The following is a 20115-nucleotide window of genomic DNA, read 5'->3' as shown; positions in this document are numbered from 1 at the left end:
GACGCCGAAACGTCATGAACCTGACCGAGGTGCGCGCCGCGATCGAAGTCGAGCGAGTGCACCTCGCCTTCGAGGCCGGTGCGGCCGTGCTGTCCGACGTGTCGCTGTCCGTCGACGAAGGCGAGTTCGTGGCGCTCATCGGGCCGAGCGGTTGCGGCAAGACGACGCTGCTCAACCTCTGCGCGGGCCTGCTCACGGCTCCCGCGCGCGGCACGATCCGCGTCGCAGGCGTCGCGCCGCGCGAAGGCAACCCGCAGGTGGCCTACATGCTCGCGCGCGACAGTCTGCTGCCGTGGCTCGACGCCCTCGCCAACGCCGCGTTCGGCATGCGCGTGCGCGGCGCGACGAAGGTCGAAAGCGAACGCCGCGCCCACGCATTGCTCGCCGAAGTGGGCCTTGCCGGCTACGAGCGCCACTACCCGAAGGCGCTGTCGCACGGAATGCGCCAGCGCACCGCGCTGGCGCGCACATTCGCGATCGGCGCGCCGCTGCTGCTCATGGACGAACCCTTCGGCGCGCTCGACGCTCAGACGCGACTGCAATTGCAGGACCTGCTGCTGCGCCTGTGCGAACAGCGTGGGCAGGCAGTGCTCTTCGTCACCCACGATCTCGCCGAGGCCGTGGCGCTGTCGGACCGCGTGCTGGTGATGTCGTCGCGGCCGGGCCGCATCATGGCTGACGTCGCGATCGACCTGCCGCGCCCGCGCTCGATCCGATTGCTGCACAAGGATGCGCGGTTCCACGCGCTGTACGCCTCGCTGTGGTCGCACCTCGAAGCGGGATGGGCGTCATGAAGAGCGATTCCGACGCGAACGCCTTGCCGGCGTTCGACTTTCGTTCTCGCGCAGCCCGGCGTGCTGCGCGCCCGGGCGGCTTGCGCCTCGACGCGCTGTTGCCGCACGCCATCTTCGTCGCGGCGCTGCTCGGCGCCTGGGAGTTGGCCGCTGCGCGCGGGTGGTTCGATCCGATCTTCTTCGGCCGGCCGAGCGGCGTGGCGCGCTACCTTTGGGAGCACGTGCCGACGGCGCGATTCTGGATCGATCTCGGCTGGACGATGGCGGCCGCGCTGATCTCGTTCGTGCTCGGCAGCGCGCTCGCGTTCGGCGTCGGCCTTGCGTTCGTCGCGTGGCCGGCGCTGGAGCGCTTCGCCGAACCCTACTTCAGCGCGCTCAATGCGATGCCGCGCATCGCGCTTGCGCCGCTGTTCATTCTGTGGTTCGGACTCGGGCCCGGCAGCAAGATCGCGGTCGGGTTCTCGGTGGTCTTCTTCGTCGTCGTCTCCAGCACCGTCGCCGGCATCCGTGGCGTGAACGACGATCATCTGACCTTGTGCCGCACGCTCGGCGCGCGCCCGGCCACGGTGTTCTTCCGGGTCACGCTGCCAGGGGCCGTGCCAGTGATCTTCTCCGGTCTGCGGCTGGCACTGGTGTATGCGCTGCTCGTCGTGATCGCCGCCGAGATCATCGCCTCGGACCGCGGCATCGGGCAGAAACTGGCTTACCTGGGCGCGACCTTCAACGTCAACGGCGTCATAGCGCTGGTGCTGGTGCTGGCCGCGCTCGGCGTTGCGATCGTGCGCGTCATGACCTGGCTCGAGCGGCGGTTGCTGCATTGGCAATGAGGATCCTGCCATGGACTATCGGCATATCCGCGTCGAGCCGCTGACGCCGACCGCCGGCGCGCTGATCGGCGGCGTCGAGCTGGCGAGCGAGCGCCGTGACGCGGTCTACGACGAGATCAAGCAGGCGTTGTGGCGCCACGGCGTCGTGTTCATGCGCAGGCAGTCGCTCGACCACGAGAGCTTTGTGCGCCTCGGCGCGGTGTTCGGCGAGATGGAGCAGCACGAGTTCTTTCCGCACGTGCCGGGGTATCCGTGCATTCAGCGCGTCTCGAACCAGGGTGAGGACGAGCCGGGCACCGCCCGCTGGCACACCGACGTGAGCTTTCGCGCCAGGCCCAACCTGGTGTCGATTCTGCGACTCACCGACGTGCCGCCGACGGGCGGCGACACGCTGTGGATGCACGCAGGCGCCGCCTTCGATGCATTGGGGCCCGCGATGCAGCAGATGCTTGCGAGCCTGCAGGCCGAGCACGACCTGCCGTGGCACTTCCGCCGCGTCGGCGCGTACGATCGCCGCGTGCGGGGCGAGGCCGAAGCGGCGGCGCGCGAAGGCCTTGCTGCGCCAAGAATCTCCGCCGCCGGCTACGAGCAGCGCATGATCGAGCAGAGCCCGGCGGTCGTGCACCCGGTGGTGATCACGCACCCGGTGACCGGGCGGCGCGTCCTGTACGTCAACTCGATCTGGACCAAGCGGCTCGTCGGTCTGCACATGGATCTGTCCGAGCACCTGCTGCAGATGCTGTTCGCCTGGCTGCAGCGACCGGAGTTCGCGGTTCGCTTCCGCTGGGAGAAGGACTCGCTCGCGCTGTGGGACAACTGCGCGATGCAACACTACGCGGTGTTCGACTACGCGCCGCACCATCGCGCGGGAGAGCGCCTGACATGCGGCAGCTTCGCGCCCGATTGCGTGCTATAGCCGAAGGCGCCGGCCTGGAGGCCGAGGATTATGAGACATCTGTCAAGCGGAAAATTCTCCTTATTTTCCAATCACTTAGCAAATCACCCAGGCCGCTAGTACATTGACACGTAATTAACGAAACATGAATAGACTCCATTCGTTGCCACTTGGCTCACGAAGGAGTTGTCATGCGCCAGACCGAACTGCACTTGAGCGAGGAGGATCGCTCGGTCATCGAGGAAATTCGCAGCAAGGGTGTTCATTCTTCGCGGGAGGTCAATCGCGCTCATGTGCTGTCATGCCTGGATCGGGGCATCCCGGAGGCCCGGATCATGGCCGTGCTGGGCATCGGTCGCACCGCCGTGTGGCGCACCCGCGCGGCGTATCTGCAAGGTGGGGTCGACCTGGCGGTGTTCGACGTGGCGCGCTCGGGTCGACCTCCGCGGTATGACACCGACGCCCAAGCGCGGGTGACGGCACTGGCCTGCTCGGCGCCTCCCAAGGGCCGGCAGCGCTGGACGATGGTCGAACTCGAACGTGCTGCCCGCCAGGAGCCCGGTCTGGGCACGGTGAGTCGGGAAACCGTGCGACGCATGCTCAAAAAACGACCTCAAGCCCTGGCGCCGACTGATGTGGTGCATCGGGGCGTTGACCGAGGAGTACCGCGCGCGCATGTACAACCTGCTCGAGCTGTATGCGCGGCCGGTGTCCAAGGCCGAACCCGTGATCTGCATCGACGAGAAGAGCTTGCAACTCCTCGGTCACGGTCGCGAGGCGCTGCCCATGGCCTCGCACAGCCCGCTCAAACAGGACTACGAGTACAAGCGCCACGGCACCACCAATCTGTTCGTGGCCGTGGAACCCAAGGCCGGCCAGCGCATCGTCTCGGTCACCGCGCACCGGGGCAAGGTTGACTTCGTGGCCTTCATCGGCGAGCTTCTCACCGGCGCATACGCCCAGGCACGCCGTGTTCATCTGGTGCTGGACAACCTGAACACTCACTTCAGAAAGTGCTTCGACGATGTGCTGGGCCGGCGCGCGGCCGCAAGGCTCTTGCGTCGCGTGCAGTTCCACCACACACCCAAGCACGCGAGTTGGCTGAACATGGCGGAGATCGAGATCGGCATCTTGAGTCGTCAATGCCTGGACCGGCGAATCCCCAACCGCGACCTGCTGCGATCCGAGGTTGATGCTTGGCAGCAGGCGCGCAACGACCAGCGACGAACCATCGAATGGCGGTTCACTCGACAGGATGCGGATCAGAAACTCGCTACGCATTTCGTTCCGAAATTTGCGTGTTGATGTACTAGTGCGCCGACACGGAGATATCGGAACATGAAGCCGCGTCTTTGCGCCCAGGGCGGCGTTGCAAATCCTCGCGATACCGCCCGGTATCGCTGCGGTTTTCGCCTTGCCCTGAACGCAAATCCATCGGTTTCATTTCGTTCCGATATCTCCGTGCCGGCGTACTAGGCTCAATGCGATCCCGCCCGGCCAGCCGCGGGAACAGCCTGAACCACGCCAGCGCCACCAATACCGTGCCCACGCCGCCGGCCACCACCGAGCCCACGGGCCCCAGCAGTGCGGCCGTGGCGCCGGACTCGAACTCGCCCAGCTGGTTGCTGGCGCCGATGAAGATGGAGTTGACGGCGCTCACGCGGCCGCGCATGGCGTCGGGCGTTTCCAGCTGCACCAGGGTCTGGCGGATCACCACGTTCACCATGTCGGCCGCGCCGGACACCGCCAGCGCGCCGCGCAGCAGGCCCAGGCCCCACGGGCCGGCGTGCAGGATCTCCTTGGCGTACAGGGGCAGCAGCGCCACCGCGCCGCCCAGCAGCACGGCGAACAGATCGAGCGACACGGCCCCCAGCACAGGCTTGCGCTGCCAGATGAAGCGCACGCCGGCCAGCAGCGTGGCGGCGGTGACCGGCTCGCGCGGCGGCGTAGCGCAAGCGGGCCGCGAGCAGCGCCGCCACCCCGAACAGCCCCAGGCTGGCGGCGTACACCACGCCCATGCCGGCCACGAACAGCAGGCCGCCTAGCGCCGGGCCGCCGATGATGGCCGCCTGCTGGCCGGCCGAGCTGAAGGCCATCGCGCGCGGCAGCAGCGCGGTGGGCACCAGCAGGGGCGTGAGCGACTGCTGCGCCGGCATCTGGAACGCCCGCACCGCCCCCAGCACCAGCGACAGCCCCAGCAGCAGGGCGCGCGCATCGTGCCCGCCCAGGTGTGCCGCCAGCAGCGCCAGCGCCACCGCGCCCTGCGCCGCCAGGCAGGCGGCCAGGATGCGGCCGCGATGGTGCTGGTCGACCACGTGGCCCGCGTACAGCGCCAGCACCAGCGCGGGCACGGACTGGAACAGCCCCACCAGCCCCAGGTCCCAGGCGCTGGCGGTGAGGTCGTACATGTGCCAGCCGGATGGCCACCATCAGCATCTGCTGCGCCGCCGTGCCCAGCACGCGCGCGCCCCACAGCCGCATGAAGGCGCGTTCGCCGGTGAGGTCGGAAAGACGGCGCGGTGGCTGCGTCATGGGGCGCCCTACCCCACGCGCCGCGTCAACCCGGCCAGCAGCAGCGTGAGGCCGAACGCCGGCAGCGCCGCGCCCCACTGCGGCGCCCATTGCGCGGCGGCGTGGTAGGTGGCGATGCCCAGCAGCCAGATGCCCACGCACGTCCACTGCACCGGCGGCGCCCGCGCCAGCAGCGCGGCGGCATCGCGCCGGCCTGCCAGGCGGCCGACGATGACGCCGAACAGCGGCGTGCACACCGAGCTGAGCAGGATCAGGAACGCCTCCAGGCCGTGCATGGGCAGCACCAGCGCCATGGCGGTGCAGGCCAGCGCGATGCCCACCGCCCAGCGGCCCGGCGGCTGGCGCGGCCGCAGGCTGTGCGCGCCCAGCGCGGCGGAGTAGACGTCGCCGTAGGCGTTGTCCACCTCGTCCAGCAAAATCAACGCCAGCGTCAGCAGGCCGCCCTGCACCAGCAGCACGGCGGCCATCATCTCGGTGCCCGGCATCAGCAGCGCCACCAGCACGCCCAGGCCGTAGCACCAGGCGTTGGCGAGCGCGAAGCCGGCCCAGGTGCCCCAGAAGGCGCCGCGCGCGCCGCGGCCGTGGCGCGCGTAGTCGGCCACCAGCGGCAGCCACGACACGGGCATGGCCACCACCAGGTCCAGCGCCGCCAGCGGCCCCATGCTGCCGTCGCCCGGCCGCGCCCACAGCACGCCCCAGCCCTGCGCGCCGGCCGTGCCCAGCAGCTGCCAGGTCAGCCACAGCAGCGCCAGCGCCACCAGCGGCAGCGCCACGCGCGCGATCAGCCGGCGCACCGTCTGCACCATGGGCAGCAGCATCAGCGCCGCCAGCAGGCCGCCCCAGGCCAGCGTGGCCACGGCCGGCAGCGCGGCCGACGCCCCTGCCCAGCCCAGCCGCTGCACGATGGCGACGGTGGCCTCGCGCATCACCACCAGTTCGAACGCGCCCCAGCCCAGCAGCTGCACGATGTTGAGCAGCACCGGCAGGCGCGCGAAGCGCCCGCCCATCGCGGCGTGCATCAGCCCCGCGCTGGCCAGGCCGCTGGCGCAGCCGATGTAGGCCACCCAGCCCAGCAGCGCCGCGCCCAGCAGCGAGCCGGCGCCGGTCACCCACAGCGCGCCGGCCAGGCCCAGCGCGGGGGCGATCAGCGCGCCCATCTGCAGCACCAGCAGGCCCACGCCCAGGCTGAACCACAGCGCGGCGTGGTTGTGCCAGCCGAACACGCGCTCGGCGGCGGCCACGGGGCGCAGCGCCTGGTTGGTGGTGGGGGTGGTAAGTGCCATCGGCCGGCTCCAGCTGGGAGTGCAAAAGCCACCGGCGGCGGTGGCGCGGCGATTGTACGGACCGCCCGGCGCCGTCCGGCCGGCGCCATGGGCACGGCCGGTTACTACTAATTCAATAGCTTCCGATCCAATATCGACGCTGGACCAAGGCCATTTTTATGCATAACCGGGGCGCCCGCATCCGTCTGCGCGCCCGTCGGGCCGCCCGCAGGCAACCCTGGCTGCTTGCCGATCCCGGGGCGTTCCAGCTTCAGAACGACTCCTTGACCAGCATCAGCCGGATCTTCTCGATGGCACGCGACGGTGCCAGGCCCTTCGGGCAGACCTCGGTGCAATTCATGATCGTGCGGCAGCGAAACAGCCGGTAGGCGCCCTTCAGGTCGTCGAGCCTGTCCCGCGTGGCCCGGTCGCGGCTGTCGGCGATGAAGCGCTCCGCCTGCAGCAGCCCCGCGGGTCCGACGAATTTCTCTGGATTCCACCAGGACGACGGGCATTGGCTGGTGCAGCAGCCGCACAGGATGCACTCGTACAGGCCGTCGAGCTTGTCGCGGTCCTCCGGCGACTGCAGGCGCTCCTTCTCGGGCGCTGGCTCGGCGTTGATGCAGGTACGGCTTGATCGAGTGGTACTGCTTGAAGAAGCGGGTCATGTCCACCACCAGGTCGCGAATGACCGGGAAGCTCGGCAGCGGCCGCAGCCGCACCGGCTCTTTCAAGCCGCGCACCGGCGTGATGCACGCCAGCCCGTTGCGACCGTTGATGTTCATCGCATCGGAGCCGCACACGCCTTCGCGGCAGGACTTGCGAAACGTCAGCGTGTTGTCCATCGCCTTGATGCGCAGGATGACGTCCAGCAGCATGATCTCGCCAGGCTGCGGCTCGATCTCGTAGTCCTGCATGCACGGCTTCTCGTCGTGTTCGGGATTGAAGCGGAAGATCGAGAATTTCATGAAGAACCTCTCAGCCGTGACCCAACCAGACGATGCGGATAAACCAGACGCCGAGCGTCGCCAGGGCCAAGGCGAGCAGCCCGAGCAGGGACAAGCGAAGGGCGGCCGGCCGGACGTAGTCCAGGATCACGTCCCGAAGCCCCACCCACGCATGCGCCAGCAGCGCGGCGCCAAAGACCGAGGCGCTGACGCCGATGGCGGGGCTCATCACCCAGTCGCGCCACGCCGCGTAGGAGCGCGGCGGATCGACCAGAAAGTGCGCGAGCAGGAACACGATGAAGAACAGCATGTAGACCGCGCTGACGCGCTGGACCATCCACGCGCGCAAGCCGCTCATGCCTCGACTCCCAGCAGCACCCCCGCGGCCAGCAGCGCGACCGCAAGCCCGGCGCCGTTCACGGCCCATGCGCTGCGCCGAGCGACCGGGAGGCGCGAGCCCAGGTCGATGTCGCTCAGCAGGTGCCGCACGCCAGCCAGCAGGTGATGCGTCAGTGCCCACACGAACACAATCGCGCCGGCCTTGATCATTGGCTCGGCCAACAGGTTTTGCGCCCGCGCGTACGACGACGGATCTCGCAGCGAGAGCGCTAGGAGGTAGATGCTGAAGGGAATGCCGAGCGCCAGGAGAACGCCGCTGATTCGATGCGCAATCGACGTCACCGCACCCACCGGCATCCCGATCCGGGCCAGATTGAAGAAGACGGCGCGCCGCATGGCGAACGAACTCGGGCGGCTACGCGCCGTGCAGAAGGACGGTCACGAGCACCGAGGCGTCTTCGATGGCTTCGAGCGCGTGGAGCACGCCGCCCGCCAGGCAAACCAGATCGCCTGCGCGCATCGTCTGGACCTTGTCCGCGGTGAAAGCGATGCAACCTTCCAGGCATTGCACCGTGACTTCACCGTCCACGCGGTGCGCGGGCATGGCCTTGCCGGCCGGCAGGATCATCCGAAAGACTTCCAGATGCTCTGACTTGTAGAGCGTCCGTGTCGTCGTGGCCGCAAGCTTGCCGCCGAGTGGACGAACGTCGATCAGCTCGCCCGACAGTGCGTGGTGAATGGCCATGATTCCTCCATCGATGCAGGCATTCGTCTGGCATCACTGGCCCAGCGTAGAGGCGACCTGGCAATGGGTCTGTCTGATACCGCACAGACCTCGGGTTGCCATCGATTTCGGCTCAGGCCGCCATGCGCCGGCAGCGGCCCCAGGGTACTCAGGCGCTCACTGCTTGCCGATCTCGGTCAGCAGCCGTGTGATGAGGTACAGCCACGGAAATTTGCGGCAATTGGGGTCAGATGGTCGGCAATTAGGGGCAGATGATAGTTTTATTCGACCACCCCGCCCTCGCCGCGCCCGCCGCGCCCACCGTCCTCGTGCCGCCGGTGCGGGGATGACCCCTGCGTGCGCGGGCAGGGATGGCGGGCCGGGTGCTGATCGTCAGGTGCTTTCCTTGACCACGCGCCCGTTGAGCGGCTGCAGCGGCCGCGCATTGGCGTTGTACAACTGGCGGAACGCCTTGATCTGCTGCGCGCCCAGCTTCACGGGCTCCTTGAGCACCATCCACTGCACGCCTTCGGAGCATGGCGGCGTGGTCAGCGACCCGGCAAAGCTGTAGTAGCCCTTGCTGGCGGGCAGCAAGGCGCTGGCGTCCACGGCTAGGCCATCGACCGTCAGCTTCTCGCCGGGGCGCGGCAGGTGCGCAAAGATGGGCGCCCACGCGGCATGGGTCTTGCCGGGCTGGATCAGCACCGCCACCACGCCCGTCCCACCGTCCTCGCCCTTGTGCACGAAGTGCGCCACCATGGCCGCGCGCTTGCCGCCAATGGCTTCTTCGCTGGGGGTGTGTAAGTGGAACTGCTGCAGTTCCATGGCCTTGCCATTGACCACCAGCTTGCTGCCGGCCGGCATGCTGACCTGCACCGTGTGGCCGTTGTTGATCAGCGTGGGCGCCCCAGGCGTGTACTGGAACTCCAGCGCGGGCAGGGCTTCCTTCACGGTCTTGCGGATGTCGATGGGGCTTTGCGCCGCGCCGCGCGCGCACGCTTCAAAGCCCGCCTCCAGCTCGCCCCAATGCGCGGCGCCGTGCTGGCCCTTGTAGCCCCAGTGCGGGTGGGCTTCTTGCGCGCCCACGCCGGTGACGGCGCACAGCGCCAGGGCGGCCAGGGCGGTGTGTCGAATCAATGGTTGGTGTTTCATGGCTTGATTGAATAAAGACAGTTGAGGAACGAGGCCCCCCAATTCTGATCAAGCGGACCGCCACGCGGCAAAAAAATCGCGCAAGGGCCTGGCGCCGTATCGAGCCAGCCACGGTGCCCATGTGCAGGATTGAGGCCCCGCGTCGTGGTGGCCGACAGCTTCGAGATCGGCACCGCGCCCGCGCAGCGCGCCTTCGCGCACGCGCGATGGCGCCTGCTGGCGGGCCGCGCGCCCGGGGCGAAATATGGATCGGCCGTCCTGCGTGAAGGAACGGCTCTGAAGAAGTAGCCGCCCTACGCGCATCGGCGGGGGCGGCGCGGCGTGCTTACTGCTTGCCGATCTCGGTCAGCAGCCGCGTGACGAGGTACAGCCGCGGCACGATGGTGTCGACCGCCACGTATTCGTCCTTGGCGTGCGCGCCCCAGCCGCCGAAGCCCAGGCTCTCCAGGACCACGGCGCGGCCCGAGCGCGCGGCGTAGGCCGCGTCGGTGCCGCCGCCGACCATCGGGGTCAGGCCCAGCTCGCGGTCGATCTCCTTGTAGATCGCCTGCGCCTTCGCCGCCAGCGCGCGGCCCTTCTCGTTGGCCACGAAGGGCGGGCGGTTGGTCACCAGCGTGAAGGTGGTTTCGGTGTCGGGGATGAGCCGGCCGCTTTTGATCTTCTGCTGCACCGCTGCCTCCAGCAGCTTGTCGGCGCCGGGCTTCGTGATGCGCACGTCGCCGGTGGCGGTGGCCTTGGCGGGAATCTGGTTGAAGGGGCCGCTGGCGCTCGCGTTGGTCCAATTGAGCGTGACGCCGGGGATGTCCTTGGCCAGGTCCTTGGTCTGCAGCATCTGGTGCGACAGCTCGTACAGCGCGTTGCGGCCCTCGTCGGGGGCATTGCCGGCGTGCGAGGCGCGGCCTTTCACCTCCATCTTCGGCTCGGCGATGCCGGCGGTGCCCATCGTCAGCGGCTCGCCCTTGAGGATCGAGCTGTCGGCGGTGAACTCGAACGACAGCGCGTAGTCCTGCTGGTCGCCCAGGGCGGCGATGATTTCGCCCGAGCCCTGCGAGCCGGCCTCTTCGTCGGGGTTGACCATGACGGTGAGGGTGTCGTAGTCGCGCCAGCCGGCGTCCTTGAGGATCTGCAGCGACATCAGCATGCACTCCAGCCCGCCCTTGTCGTCGATGATCCCGGGACCGTAGACGCGGTTGCCCTCGATCTTGAACGGCTGCGTGGCCAGGATGCCGGGCAGGTACACGGTGTCCATGTGCCCCTGCAGCATGATCTTGCGCTTGCCGGTGCCCTTGAGCGTGCCGATCAGGATGTCGGCGCCGGTGCCGGACGTGGCCTTGCGCCGTTCGGTCTTGAAGCCCAGCGCGTGCAGGCGCTTTTCCAGCAGGTCGGCCATCTTCAGCAGCCCGTCAATCTGCGTGCCGCCCGATTCGATGAGCACCATCTCCTTGAGGTGCTCGATCACCGCCGGCTGCGCCTTCTGGGCGGCCGCGAGCAGCTTGGCGTCGGGGGCGGCCTGCGCCGCGCCCCCGGCGAACGCCAGGCCACAGGCCAGCGCGAGAGGGCGAATCAGGCCAAGGCGGCGGAAAGAAGAGGTACGCATTCAATGTCTCCTGGGTGGTTGTGGAAGGGATCGGCGCCCAGCATAGCGTCTGCCGATGGCACCGGACTGGCGGTTCGGCGACAAGCACATCAGCCCCCCAGCGAAATCGCGCACCCTGGAGAGGCCTCGAGCACGTGCCCAACGGCCCGCTCCGGGGTCCACTGCCCGCCGACACGGGCCTTGTGGCAAGCTAGCGCCTGTTCAGCGCCATCGCGCCGGAGATCACCATGAACACCGTCCTGCTCCTCGGCGCCTCGCGCGGCATCGGCCTGGAACTGGCGCGGCAGTACGCGGCCAGCGGCGACCGCGTGATCGCCACCGCGCGCGCGCCCGAAGGCATGTCGCGCCTGGAGGCGCTGGGCGCCCAGGCGCTGCGCCTGGACGTGACCGAGCCGGCCAGCGTCGGCGCGCTGGCCGGGCAGCTCGATGGCCAAAGGATCGACATCGCCATCTACGTGGCCGGCGTCACCAGCCGTGGCGATGCCAGCGCGCCGCCTGCGCGGCCGGCCTTCGATGCGGTCATGCACGCCAACGTGCTGGGCGCCATGCAGGTCATTGCCCACCTGGGGCCGGCCGTGGCCGCCGCGGGCGGGCGCATGGGCTTCGTCTCCAGCGCCATGGGCCGCATCGCCACGGCGGACGACAGCCACGCCTGGGTGTACCGGGCGAGCAAGGCGGCGCTGAACATGGCGGTGGTGGCGGCGCAGTCCACCTACCCCGGCGCCATCATGGTGTGCCTGCACCCCGGCTGGGTGCAAACCGGCATGGGCGGGGCGCGGGCGCCCCTCGCGGTGCCCGAGAGCTGCGCCGGCCTGAGACGGGTGATGGCCGGCCTGACGCCCGCGGACCGGGGCACGTTCATCCAATACGACGGCCAACGGCTGGACACCTGGTGACCCCATGCTGCTGACCCCCGACCAGGAAATGATCCGCGATGCCGTGCGCAGTTTCGCGCAGGAGCAGTTGTGGCCCCACGCCGCGCGCTGGGACAGGGAGCACGTCTTCCCCCAGGAGGCGCACCAGGGCCTGGCCGCGCTGGGCTGCTACGGCGTGTGCGTGCCGCAGGAGCACGGCGGCGCCGGGCTGGACCATCTGTCGCTGGCGCTGGTGCTGGAGGAAATCGCCGCCGGCGACGGCGGCACCAGCACGCCCGTCAGCGTCACCAACTGCCCCTACAACGCCATCCTGATGCGCTACGGCACCGAGGCCCAAAAGGCAACGTGGCTGGCCCCCGCCGCGCGCGGTGAGATGCTGGGCGCCTTCGCGCTGACCGAGCCGCACGCGGGCTCCGACGCCGCCAGCCTGCGCACCACGGCCGTGCTGGGCGGGGACGGGTATGTGCTGAACGGCGTCAAGCAGTTCATCACCAGCGGCCAGAACGGCCACGCGGCCATCGTCATCGCGGTGACCGACCGGGGCGCCGGCAAGCGCGGCATGAGCGCCTTCATCGTGCCCACGCACCGCCTGGGCAACGCCGGCTGGCGGGTGGCGCGGCTGGAGGACAAGCTGGGCCAGCACAGCAGCGACACGGCGCAGATCGTGCTGGACGACTGCCGGGTGCCGGCCGAGAACCTGATCGGCGCCGAAGGCGAGGGCTACCGCATCGCCCTGTCCGCGCTGGAGGGCGGGCGCATCGGCATCGCCGCGCAGAGCGTGGGCATGGCGCGCTCGGCGATGGAGGTGGCGCTGGCCTATGCCAAGGAGCGTACGAGTTTCGGCGCGCCGATCTTCCAGCACCAGGCGGTGGGCTTCCGGCTGGCCGAGTGCGCCACGCGGCTGGAGGCGGCGCGCCAGCTCGTCTGGCACGCCGCCGCCCTGCGCGACGCCGGCCGGCCCTGCCTGAAGGAAGCCGCCATGGCCAAGCTGTTCGCCTCCGAAACCGCCGAGGCCGTGTGCTCGGCCGCGATCCAGACGCTGGGCGGCAGCGGCGTGGTGAGCGACTTCCCCGTCGAGCGCATCTACCGCGACGTGCGCGTGTGCCAGATCTACGAGGGCACGAGCGATGTGCAGAAGATCATCATCCAGCGGGCGCTGTGACCGGCGCGCGGAGGTGGCTTCATGGATCATTTAAGCCTATAGTCGGCGTCTGCGTTGCGCCAACAGCTATCAAGAAAATAGCAACATGAAGATCATCATCATCGGCGCCGGCCGCGTGGGGGAGAGCGTGGCCGAAACCCTGGTGTCAGAGGCCAACGACATCACGGTGGTCGACCCCGACGCGCAGCGCCTGCGCGTGCTGGAAGAGCGCCTGGAGCTGCGCGGCGTGGCCGGCAACGGCATCCTGCCCTCGGTGCTGCGCCACGCGGGCGCCGAGGACTGCGACCTGCTCATCGCCTGCATGGCGCTGGACGAATCCAACCTGGTGGCCTGCAAGATCGCGCACGACTTGTTCAGCATCCCGACCACCATCGCGCGGCTGCGCTCGTCGGAGTTCCAGCAGAACGGCCTGCTGGGCAAGGAAGGCTTCTCGGTGGACCGCATGATCTGCCCCGAGGAGACCGTCACGCGCTATATCCGGCAGCTCATCGACTACCCCGAGGCGCTGCAGGTGGTGCGCTTCTCGCAGGGCGAGGCGCACCTGGCGGTGGTGCGCGTGGCCGAGGGCAGCCGGCTGGCCGACCACAGCATCGCCGAGTTCCGCGAGCAGAACCCGGACGTGCCCATGCGCATCGTCGCCGTGTACCGGCAGGACGCCGAGCTGCCCTGCGCGGCCGGCACGCGCGTGCAGGCAGGCGACGAGATCTTCGTGCTGGTCGGCCGCGAGAGCCTGCGCGCCGCGCTGCACGCCATCGGCAACCCCGACCGCCAGGTGCGCCGCGTGATGATCGCCGGCGGCGGCCGCGTCGGCCTGCGCCTGGCGCGCGGGCTGATCGGCCAGTGCCAGGTGAAGATCATCGAGGCCTTCCGCAGCCGCTGCGACTTCCTGGCCGCCGAGCTGCCGCCCGACGTGCTGGTGCTGGAGGGCGACGGCGCCGACGAGGAACTGCTGGTGTCCGAGAACGTGCGCGACATGGACCTGTTCATCTCCCTGACCAGCGACGACGAGGACAACATCATGGCCGCCATGCTGGCCAAGCGCCTGGGTGCGCGCCGCGTGATGGCGCTGATCAACCGGCGCGCCTACGCCGACATGCTGCAAGGCAGCACCATCGACATCGCCATCTCGCCGGCGCACGCCGTCATCGGCGAGCTGCTGATGCACGTGCGCCGCGGCGCCGTGGCGGCGGTGCACAGCCTGCGGCGCGGCGCGGCCGAGGCGCTGGAGGGCGTGGCGCGCGGCGACGCCGCCAGCTCGTACCTGGTGGGCAAGCGCATCGAGCAGATCAAGCTGCCGGCCGGCGCGCGCGTGGGCGCCATCGTGCGCGGCGAGGGCGACGCCGCCCACACCCTGGTGCCGCACCACGACACGGTGATCGAGGCCGAGGACCACGTCATCATCTTCCTGCCGCACAAGCGCATGGTGCGCGAGGTGGAGAAGCTGTTCCAGGTGCGCGCCACTTTCTTCTGATGAAACGCTTCGCCGCCGCCTTCCTCGTCCTGTCGTGGGTGATCATGGGCTTCTCCTTCACCCTGCTGGTGCCCATGGCGTGGGACTGGTTCGGCGAGGGCGGGCGCAACGTGCGCGCCTGGGCCTGGTGCTTCGCCTTCACCCTGTCCACCGGCGCCTGGCTGTGGTGCCGCACGCGCCACAGCGCGCGCGAGCCGACGGTGCGCGACGGCTTCCTGCTGGTCAACCTGGTGTGGACCGTGCTGCCCGCCTACGCGGCCCTGCCGCTGCTGTTCGTGGTGCCGGGCATCGGCTGGACGGACGCCTACTTCGAGGCCATGAGCGGCCTCACCGCCACCGGCGCCACCACGCTGGCCGGGCTGGATCTGCTGGCGCCCTCGGTCAACATCTGGCGCTGCTTCCTGCAGCTCATCGGCGGGCTGGGCATCATGCTGCTGGCGGTGGCCATCCTGCCCTTCCTGGGCCTGGGCGGCACGCAGCTCTACAAGGCCGAGACGCCCGGCCCCATGAAGGACACGCGCCTGACCCCGCGCGTGGCCGAGACGGCGCGCGGCCTGTGGGTGGTGTACTTCACGCTGTCGGGGGCCTGCCTGGTGGCCTACCGCATCGGCGGCATGAGCTGGGCCGACGCCTTCATGCACATGTGCACCACGGTCGGCCTGGGCGGGCTGTCCTCCCACGACCAGAGCTTCGGCTACTGGGCCTCGCCGCAGCTCGAATGGACGGCGGTGCTGTTCATGGCGCTGGCGGGCATCAACTTCACGCGCTACTTCATGCTGTGGCGCCACCGCTCGCTGGCACCGCTGTCGCGCGACGCCGAGGTGCGCGCCTACGCCAGCGTGCTGCTGGCGGCCGTCGCGGTGGTCACGGTGATGCTGCTGGCCGAGCGGGTGTACGGCGACTTTCCCACCGCCGTGCGGCAGGCCGCGTTCCAGGTGGTGTCGGTGGCCACCACCACCGGCTTCGCCACCACGGACTACCTGCTGTGGCCGTCGTTCGTGCCGGTGCTGCTGCTGTTCCTGGGCTGCTTCGTGTCCTGCGCCGGCTCCACCGGCGGCGGCATCAAGCTGGTGCGCATGCTGGTGCTGATCAAGCTGGCGCGGCGCGAACTGGTGCGCATCATCCACCCGCGCGTGGTGCACCCGGTCACGCTGGACGGCGCCGCCGTGCCGCGCGACGTGATCGGCGCCGTGATGGCCTTCATGCTGATCTACGGCGGCGTCACCGTCGGGCTGACGATGGTGCTGCTGGCCTCGGGCATGGACGTGGTGACCGCCTTCACCGCCGTCATCGGCTGCGTCAACAACATCGGCCCCGGCATGGGCCAGGTCGGCCCGGCGGGCAACTTCGGCGCGCTGACCGACTTCCAGATCTGGGTCTGCTCGCTGGCCATGCTGCTGGGCCGGCTGGAGCTGCTGTCGGTGCTGGTGCTGCTGACGCCGCAGTTCTGGCGGCGGTAGGCCGTTCAGATCGCCGATGGCCTCTGTTAGCTATGTATTCAATATCCATAATGGTTACAGGCCAAAAACACTCGAAAACGCTCGAATGCCACGGCGGGCGGCTCGCCGGCCCGCTGACAGGGCAGCGCGCAGATGCGCCAGGGTGCGCAAGCGCTTTACTCGGCCTTGAGGCCCAGGCGCTTCACCAGTGCCGTCTCCGTCTGGATGGCGACGCGCAACTGCTCGGCGAAGGCGGCTGGCGAGGCGCTGGCTTCCAGCACGCCGCCGAGCTTGGTGATCATCGCCGTCATCTCCGGTGACCGCACGGCGCCGACCAGTGCCTCATGCAGCCGGGCCACCACCGCGTCGGGGGTCTTGGCCGGCACGACCAGGCCACCCCAGGCGTCGAAGCTGTAGCCCTTGACGCCGGCTTCGGCCACCGTGGGCACGTCGGGCAGAAAGGCGAGCCGCGCCGTGCCAGTGGTGGACAGCGCGCGCAGCTTGCCGGAACTCAGGTGCGGCAAGGCCAGCGCCGGCAGCGCGAACGCAAAGTCGATGTCGGCGCTCAGCAGGCCGGTGACGGCCTCTGGCAGCGACTTGAACGGGACGTGGGTGGCCGGCAGGCCACCGGGCACGCGCTCACTGAGCAGCTCGAAGGCCAGATGCGGTGGCGACGCGACCCCGCCAGAGCCATAGTTGAGCTTGCCCGGGTGCGCCTTGATCACCGCGATCAGCTCGGCCTGCGTCTTGTAGGGCGAGCTGCCCGGCACCAGCAGCAGGTTCGGCCCCGCGCTGATCTTGGTGACCGGCTTGAACTGCGCGAGCAGATCGACGCGCTGCGTGAGCGCCTGCATGGTGACCTGGCCGGAGGTCAGGTACAGCAGGTTGGCGCCATCGGCCGGCGCCCTGGCCACGGCCTGGATGGCGATCAGCCCCGTGGCGCCGACCTTGTTGTCGACCACCACGGCGGTCTTCAGGCGCGGCCCCAGGGCCTCGCCCAGCTTGCGGGCCATGATGTCGACGGCGCCCCCGGCCGAAAACGGCACGGTGATGCGGGTGATGGCGGGCCAGGGCGCGTCGGGCGGCTGCGACCACGCCCGCGTGGGCAGCGCCAGCGCGGCGGAGAGGGCGCTGCCTTGCAGGAGCAGCGCGCGGCGGTTCAATGCGTTCATGGTGTTTCCTTGATGAGCGGCGGAGGTTTCAGGCGGATTCGCGCTGGATGAAGTCGGCCGCGCGCTCCCCCACCACGATGGCGATCGCGTTGGTGTTGGTGCTGGCGATGGTGGGCATCACCGAGGCGTCGGCGACGCGCAGGGCGGTGATGCCGTGCACGCGCAGCTGGGGGTCCACCACCGACTGCGCGGCGTCGCTGCCGATGCGGCAAGTGCCCAGCGGGTGGTAGGCGGTGGCGCCGGTGGCGCGCAGGTACGCCACCAAGTGCTCGTCGCTGGCCGCCTTGGGGCCGGGGCGCACTTCCTCCCCGCCCAAGCGGGCGAGCGGGCCGGTCTGGGCGATGCGGCGCGACAGCTTGAGCGCCCGCAGGCAGGCGTCCAGGTCGTCCGGATGCGTGAAGTGGCACGAGAACATCGTCGGGTCGGCGGCCGGGTCGGCATTGGCGATGTGGCTGGTGCCGCGCGAGCGCGGCCGGATCTGGAACGAGGCCAGGGTGATACCCGGGAATTCGTCCAGCGCCATCTTGCCGGCGCCGCGGTTGTTGGCCGTGGACACCTGCTGCACCTGCAGCTTCAGCTCGGCATGCGCGCCGCCCGGCTGCATGGGCGCGAAGGTCTGCGCCGTGATCGAGTTGCTGCTGAGCGGCCCCTTGCGCGTGGCCAGCCAGCCCAGGCCCAGCTTCGCCTGGCCGAGCGGCGAGCTGAGCCGCTGGTTCCAGCTCACCTCCGGCTTGGAGCGGTAGACGATGGGGCTGTAGACGTGCTCGCTCAGGTTTTCGCCCACCATCCGCAGCTCGTGCACCAGCGGCACGCCAGCGGCGGCCAGCACCTCGCGACGCCCGATGCCCGACAGCTCCAGCAGCTGCGGCGAGTTGAAGGCGCCGCCGCACAGGATCACCTCGCGCCGCGCCTTGAACTTGCCTTCGCGGCCCTCGATGCGCGCCGCCACGCCGACCGCGCGCTTGCCCTCCAGCAGCACGCGCTGCACCAGCGCGCCGGTCTTGAGCGTCAGGTTGGGGCGTTCCAACGCATCGTCCAGATAGGCCATGCGGGTGTTGCAGCGCACGCCGCGGCGGGTGTTGAACTGCAGGTAGCTGCCGCCCAGGCCGCGCGCGTTGTAGTCGGCCACGCGCGGCGCGATGCCCGCCTGCTGCGCCGAATCCAGGAAGGCGTCGGGCAGCGCATCGACGGGCTGGAACTCGGTGACCGTGACGGGCCCCTGGCGCCCGCGCGACGCATCGTCGCCGCCGGCGAAGCGCTCGATCTTCTTGAACCAGGGCAGCAGGTCGGCGTAGGCCCAGCCGGGGCAGCCGTCCTCGGCCCACAGGTCGTACTCGCGCGGCGTGCCGTGCACCCAGATCATGCCGTTGACGGTGGACGAGCCGCCCACCACCCAGCCGCGCGGCCAGTAGATGCCGCGGCCGTTCATCTGCGGGTCGGGCTGGGTGTGGAAGGAGCGCGTGACCTTGCCCTGCGCCAGCACGAACCCCACGCCCAGCGGGATGCGCGTCCACAGGTTGGTGTCGGGCGGGCCGGCTTCCAACAGCAGCACGGACAATTGCGCGCGCTCGGTCAGCCGGGCGGCCAGCGCCGCGCCGGCCGAGCCGGCGCCGACGATGATGTAGTCGAACTCGTTGCGTTCAGGGGTCATGGCTCGCCTTCGTCGGGGGTCAGGATTGCAGCGCCGCCTTCAGCGTTCGCACGGCGTGGCGCATGCGGACGAACTGAAAGGGCGGCAGCAACGGCTGCGGCGTTTCGGCGCCCACGCGGGCGGGGTCGCGCGCCAGCGCCAGCTCGATCAGGGTGGCGCCGGTGCGCGCCAGCAGGCCGGGCAGGGCGGCGGCCAGCTGGCCCGCGTCGCCGATGCGCTCGGCATGCGCGTAGCCGGCGGCCAGGGCCATGGCCGCGAAGTCGCAGGCGGGGTCGGCGCCGGCCGTGGGCAGGTTGCGCAGGCCGTTGAACTGCACGCCGTTGGCGCACACGAAATGGAGCAGGCGCGCCGGGCGGTTGTGCGCCACGGTCACCAGGCTGCCCAGTTCCATCAGCAGGCTGGCGTCGCCATCGACGACGATGACGGGCAGGTCGGGGCGGGCCAGCGCCAGCCCCAGGCCCAGGCCGGCGGCGCCGCCCATGAGCGGCACCGAGTCGATGCGGCGCTCGGTCTCGCCGAGGGCGTCGAACGCGAACTGGGCCGACATGGTCGCCACCAGCGGCGCCTGTGGGCAGATGTTTTTGCGCGCCGCGGCAATGGCGGCGCAGGCTTGACCGATGTGCATGGTGCGCTTTCCGTGTGGGGTCAGTTCCAGGTGAGGTGGCGGTCGATCAGGACCACCGCGCCGGTTTCCTCGGCGTGGGCATGCGCGAGCGCCTGCGCGATGCCGGCGGCATCGGCGTCGTCGGCCACCTTCCAGTAGCGCAGGCCCAGCGTCTCGATCACGGGCTCCAGCAGCCGCACCATGCTGCGGCTGGACGCGCGCGTGGGCTGGCCGATGTTCTCGATCTCGCGGCCGAACTGGCCGACCAGGAACACCACCGGCACCCCGGCGTCGATGCAGGTCGCGCGCAGGGTGTTCAGGCACTTGTAGAAGCCCTGGTTCTGCACCAGCACCACCGGCTTGGCGCCGCCGACGTACAGGCCGGCGGCCACCGTGAGCGCCTGGTCCTCGCTGCAGGCGTACACCTGCGCGATGCCGGCGTCCGCCGCGGCCAGTTGCGCATGCAGGGCGAACTGCACGAAATCGGGCACGGTGACCACGTGCGTCACGCCCGCGGCGCGCAGCGCCCGCAGCACGGCGGAGGCGCTGGCGCCGCCCGGCGGGTTGGGCGCGGGGACCATCAGGGGGTTGGGTGAAGTCATGCGTTTCCTAGGGCATCAAAAAGGACGAACTGGCACAATGCCGCGCGACAGGTCGCTCGACTCAGGAAAG

Annotated in this window: 19 protein-coding genes and 3 pseudogenes; 10 read left to right on the top strand and 12 right to left on the bottom strand. The window is 69.8% G+C overall.

The window, feature by feature from the left end; genetic code table 11:
• The first annotated feature begins 14 nt into the window (after positions 1 to 14).
• From IPG65_RS06745 to IPG65_RS06725, 5 genes and pseudogenes are all read left to right on the top strand, one after another.
• Positions 15 to 794 carry an ABC transporter ATP-binding protein gene (locus IPG65_RS06745; protein WP_293188473.1) on the top strand — a complete coding sequence of 260 codons (780 nt, stop codon included), beginning with the start codon at positions 15 to 17 and terminating at the stop codon, positions 792 to 794.
• Entirely contained in the window at positions 791 to 1621 is an 831-nt protein-coding gene (locus tag IPG65_RS06740) for an ABC transporter permease (protein ID WP_293188472.1), read from the top strand. Before IPG65_RS06745 ends, IPG65_RS06740 begins: the two co-directional genes overlap by 4 nt.
• A 10-nt stretch (positions 1622 to 1631) precedes the next feature.
• Positions 1632 to 2537, top strand: coding sequence for a TauD/TfdA family dioxygenase (locus tag IPG65_RS06735; protein ID WP_293188471.1), 906 nt, complete (start codon positions 1632 to 1634; stop codon positions 2535 to 2537).
• A 170-nt stretch (positions 2538 to 2707) separates the two neighbouring features.
• Positions 2708 to 3058 (top strand): annotated as a pseudogene (locus tag IPG65_RS06730) (helix-turn-helix domain-containing protein); the annotation flags it as partial.
• 91 nt (positions 3059 to 3149) lie between these two features.
• Entirely contained in the window at positions 3150 to 3821 is a 672-nt protein-coding gene (locus IPG65_RS06725; protein ID WP_293187856.1) for an IS630 family transposase, read from the top strand.
• 175 nt (positions 3822 to 3996) lie between these two features.
• Here the strand turns inward: IPG65_RS06725 and IPG65_RS06720 are convergent.
• From IPG65_RS06720 to IPG65_RS06690, 7 genes and pseudogenes are all read right to left on the bottom strand, one after another.
• Positions 3997 to 4997, bottom strand: a pseudogene (locus IPG65_RS06720) (MFS transporter); the annotation flags it as partial.
• Positions 4998 to 5056: 59 nt separating this feature from the next.
• On the bottom strand, positions 5057 to 6331 hold the full coding sequence (locus IPG65_RS06715; protein ID WP_293188470.1) for a cytosine permease: 1275 nt from the start codon (positions 6329 to 6331) through the stop codon (positions 5057 to 5059).
• Positions 6332 to 6581: 250 nt separating this feature from the next.
• A pseudogene (locus IPG65_RS06710) lies at positions 6582 to 7278 on the bottom strand (succinate dehydrogenase iron-sulfur subunit).
• Between the two features lie 10 nt (positions 7279 to 7288).
• The gene (gene sdhD / locus IPG65_RS06705) at positions 7289 to 7615 is read right to left on the bottom strand and encodes a succinate dehydrogenase, hydrophobic membrane anchor protein (RefSeq protein ID WP_293188469.1); all 327 of its coding nucleotides are present in this window, start codon (positions 7613 to 7615) and stop codon (positions 7289 to 7291) included.
• Positions 7612 to 7992, bottom strand: a complete 381-nt coding sequence (gene sdhC / locus IPG65_RS06700) for a succinate dehydrogenase, cytochrome b556 subunit (protein WP_293188468.1) — start codon at positions 7990 to 7992, stop codon at positions 7612 to 7614. The genes sdhD and sdhC overlap by 4 nt, the downstream gene beginning before the upstream one ends.
• Before the next feature lie 19 nt (positions 7993 to 8011).
• Positions 8012 to 8341, bottom strand: coding sequence for a cupin domain-containing protein (locus tag IPG65_RS06695; protein WP_293188467.1), 330 nt, complete (start codon positions 8339 to 8341; stop codon positions 8012 to 8014).
• A gap of 372 nt (positions 8342 to 8713) precedes the next feature.
• Positions 8714 to 9472: a carbonic anhydrase gene (locus IPG65_RS06690; protein WP_293188466.1), complete on the bottom strand. Its 759-nt coding sequence runs from the start codon at positions 9470 to 9472 to the stop codon at positions 8714 to 8716.
• A 144-nt stretch (positions 9473 to 9616) separates the two neighbouring features.
• Between IPG65_RS06690 and IPG65_RS06685 the strand changes: the two genes are divergently transcribed.
• Positions 9617 to 9760, top strand: coding sequence for a hypothetical protein (locus tag IPG65_RS06685; protein ID WP_293188465.1), 144 nt, complete (start codon positions 9617 to 9619; stop codon positions 9758 to 9760).
• A gap of 37 nt (positions 9761 to 9797) precedes the next feature.
• On the opposite strand, the gene IPG65_RS06680 is transcribed toward IPG65_RS06685, so the two are convergent.
• The gene (locus IPG65_RS06680; RefSeq protein WP_293188464.1) at positions 9798 to 11069 is read right to left on the bottom strand and encodes a glutamate carboxypeptidase; all 1272 of its coding nucleotides are present in this window, start codon (positions 11067 to 11069) and stop codon (positions 9798 to 9800) included.
• 227 nt (positions 11070 to 11296) lie between these two features.
• Here IPG65_RS06680 and IPG65_RS06675 point away from each other — a divergent pair, with 227 nt between their 5' ends.
• The 4 genes from IPG65_RS06675 (at position 11297) to IPG65_RS06660 (ending at position 16037) form a co-directional block, all read left to right on the top strand.
• Complete coding sequence (locus IPG65_RS06675; protein WP_293188463.1) at positions 11297 to 11965, top strand: SDR family oxidoreductase; 669 nt, start codon at positions 11297 to 11299, stop codon at positions 11963 to 11965.
• 4 nt (positions 11966 to 11969) lie between these two features.
• Positions 11970 to 13106, top strand: a complete 1137-nt coding sequence (locus IPG65_RS06670; protein ID WP_293188462.1) for an acyl-CoA dehydrogenase family protein — start codon at positions 11970 to 11972, stop codon at positions 13104 to 13106.
• An 85-nt stretch (positions 13107 to 13191) separates the two neighbouring features.
• Positions 13192 to 14577, top strand: coding sequence for a Trk system potassium transporter TrkA (gene trkA, locus IPG65_RS06665; protein WP_293188461.1), 1386 nt, complete (start codon positions 13192 to 13194; stop codon positions 14575 to 14577).
• Positions 14577 to 16037 (top strand): potassium transporter TrkG, encoded by a 1461-nt coding sequence (locus IPG65_RS06660; RefSeq protein WP_293188460.1) that lies wholly within the window; start codon positions 14577 to 14579, stop codon positions 16035 to 16037. Before trkA ends, IPG65_RS06660 begins: the two co-directional genes overlap by 1 nt.
• A 155-nt stretch (positions 16038 to 16192) precedes the next feature.
• On the opposite strand, the gene IPG65_RS06655 is transcribed toward IPG65_RS06660, so the two are convergent.
• Genes IPG65_RS06655 through IPG65_RS06640 form a run of 4 tightly spaced genes read right to left on the bottom strand, consistent with a single transcriptional unit; the run spans position 16193 to position 20045 of the window.
• A complete protein-coding gene (locus IPG65_RS06655) occupies positions 16193 to 17188 on the bottom strand; it encodes a tripartite tricarboxylate transporter substrate binding protein (RefSeq protein ID WP_293188459.1) in 996 nt (331 codons plus the stop codon).
• Between the two features lie 28 nt (positions 17189 to 17216).
• Positions 17217 to 18839: a GMC family oxidoreductase N-terminal domain-containing protein gene (locus IPG65_RS06650; protein WP_293188458.1), complete on the bottom strand. Its 1623-nt coding sequence runs from the start codon at positions 18837 to 18839 to the stop codon at positions 17217 to 17219.
• A gap of 19 nt (positions 18840 to 18858) precedes the next feature.
• Positions 18859 to 19464, bottom strand: coding sequence for a thiamine pyrophosphate-dependent enzyme (locus tag IPG65_RS06645; protein ID WP_293188457.1), 606 nt, complete (start codon positions 19462 to 19464; stop codon positions 18859 to 18861).
• 20 nt (positions 19465 to 19484) lie between these two features.
• Positions 19485 to 20045 (bottom strand): thiamine pyrophosphate-binding protein, encoded by a 561-nt coding sequence (locus IPG65_RS06640; RefSeq protein ID WP_293188456.1) that lies wholly within the window; start codon positions 20043 to 20045, stop codon positions 19485 to 19487.
• Positions 20046 to 20115: the final 70 nt, after the last annotated feature.

This window comes from Ottowia sp. (genome assembly GCF_016703145.1).
Taxonomy (GTDB): Bacteria; Pseudomonadota; Gammaproteobacteria; order Burkholderiales; family Burkholderiaceae_C; genus Ottowia.
This window is presented reverse-complemented; position numbering and strand designations above follow the sequence as displayed.

Bases quoted from the DNA above. Each gene is read 5' to 3' on its own strand.
- IPG65_RS06715 (WP_293188470.1), bottom strand. From the start codon at position 6,331: ATGGCACTTACCACCCCCACCACCAACCAGGCGCTGCGCCCCGTGGCC.
- IPG65_RS06660 (WP_293188460.1), top strand. From the start codon at position 14,577: ATGAAACGCTTCGCCGCCGCCTTCCTCGTCCTGTCGTGGGTGATCATG.
- IPG65_RS06690 (WP_293188466.1), bottom strand. From the start codon at position 9,472: ATGAAACACCAACCATTGATTCGACACACCGCCCTGGCCGCCCTGGCG.
- IPG65_RS06650 (WP_293188458.1), bottom strand. From the start codon at position 18,839: ATGACCCCTGAACGCAACGAGTTCGACTACATCATCGTCGGCGCCGGC.
- IPG65_RS06725 (WP_293187856.1), top strand. From the start codon at position 3,150: ATGTGGTGCATCGGGGCGTTGACCGAGGAGTACCGCGCGCGCATGTAC.
- IPG65_RS06745 (WP_293188473.1), top strand. From the start codon at position 15: ATGAACCTGACCGAGGTGCGCGCCGCGATCGAAGTCGAGCGAGTGCAC.
- sdhC (WP_293188468.1), bottom strand. From the start codon at position 7,992: ATGCGGCGCGCCGTCTTCTTCAATCTGGCCCGGATCGGGATGCCGGTG.
- IPG65_RS06735 (WP_293188471.1), top strand. From the start codon at position 1,632: ATGGACTATCGGCATATCCGCGTCGAGCCGCTGACGCCGACCGCCGGC.
- trkA (WP_293188461.1), top strand. From the start codon at position 13,192: ATGAAGATCATCATCATCGGCGCCGGCCGCGTGGGGGAGAGCGTGGCC.
- IPG65_RS06640 (WP_293188456.1), bottom strand. From the start codon at position 20,045: ATGACTTCACCCAACCCCCTGATGGTCCCCGCGCCCAACCCGCCGGGC.
- IPG65_RS06695 (WP_293188467.1), bottom strand. From the start codon at position 8,341: ATGGCCATTCACCACGCACTGTCGGGCGAGCTGATCGACGTTCGTCCA.
- IPG65_RS06670 (WP_293188462.1), top strand. From the start codon at position 11,970: ATGCTGCTGACCCCCGACCAGGAAATGATCCGCGATGCCGTGCGCAGT.
- sdhD (WP_293188469.1), bottom strand. From the start codon at position 7,615: ATGAGCGGCTTGCGCGCGTGGATGGTCCAGCGCGTCAGCGCGGTCTAC.
- IPG65_RS06655 (WP_293188459.1), bottom strand. From the start codon at position 17,188: ATGAACGCATTGAACCGCCGCGCGCTGCTCCTGCAAGGCAGCGCCCTC.
- IPG65_RS06740 (WP_293188472.1), top strand. From the start codon at position 791: ATGAAGAGCGATTCCGACGCGAACGCCTTGCCGGCGTTCGACTTTCGT.
- IPG65_RS06645 (WP_293188457.1), bottom strand. From the start codon at position 19,464: ATGCACATCGGTCAAGCCTGCGCCGCCATTGCCGCGGCGCGCAAAAAC.
- IPG65_RS06680 (WP_293188464.1), bottom strand. From the start codon at position 11,069: ATGCGTACCTCTTCTTTCCGCCGCCTTGGCCTGATTCGCCCTCTCGCG.
- IPG65_RS06675 (WP_293188463.1), top strand. From the start codon at position 11,297: ATGAACACCGTCCTGCTCCTCGGCGCCTCGCGCGGCATCGGCCTGGAA.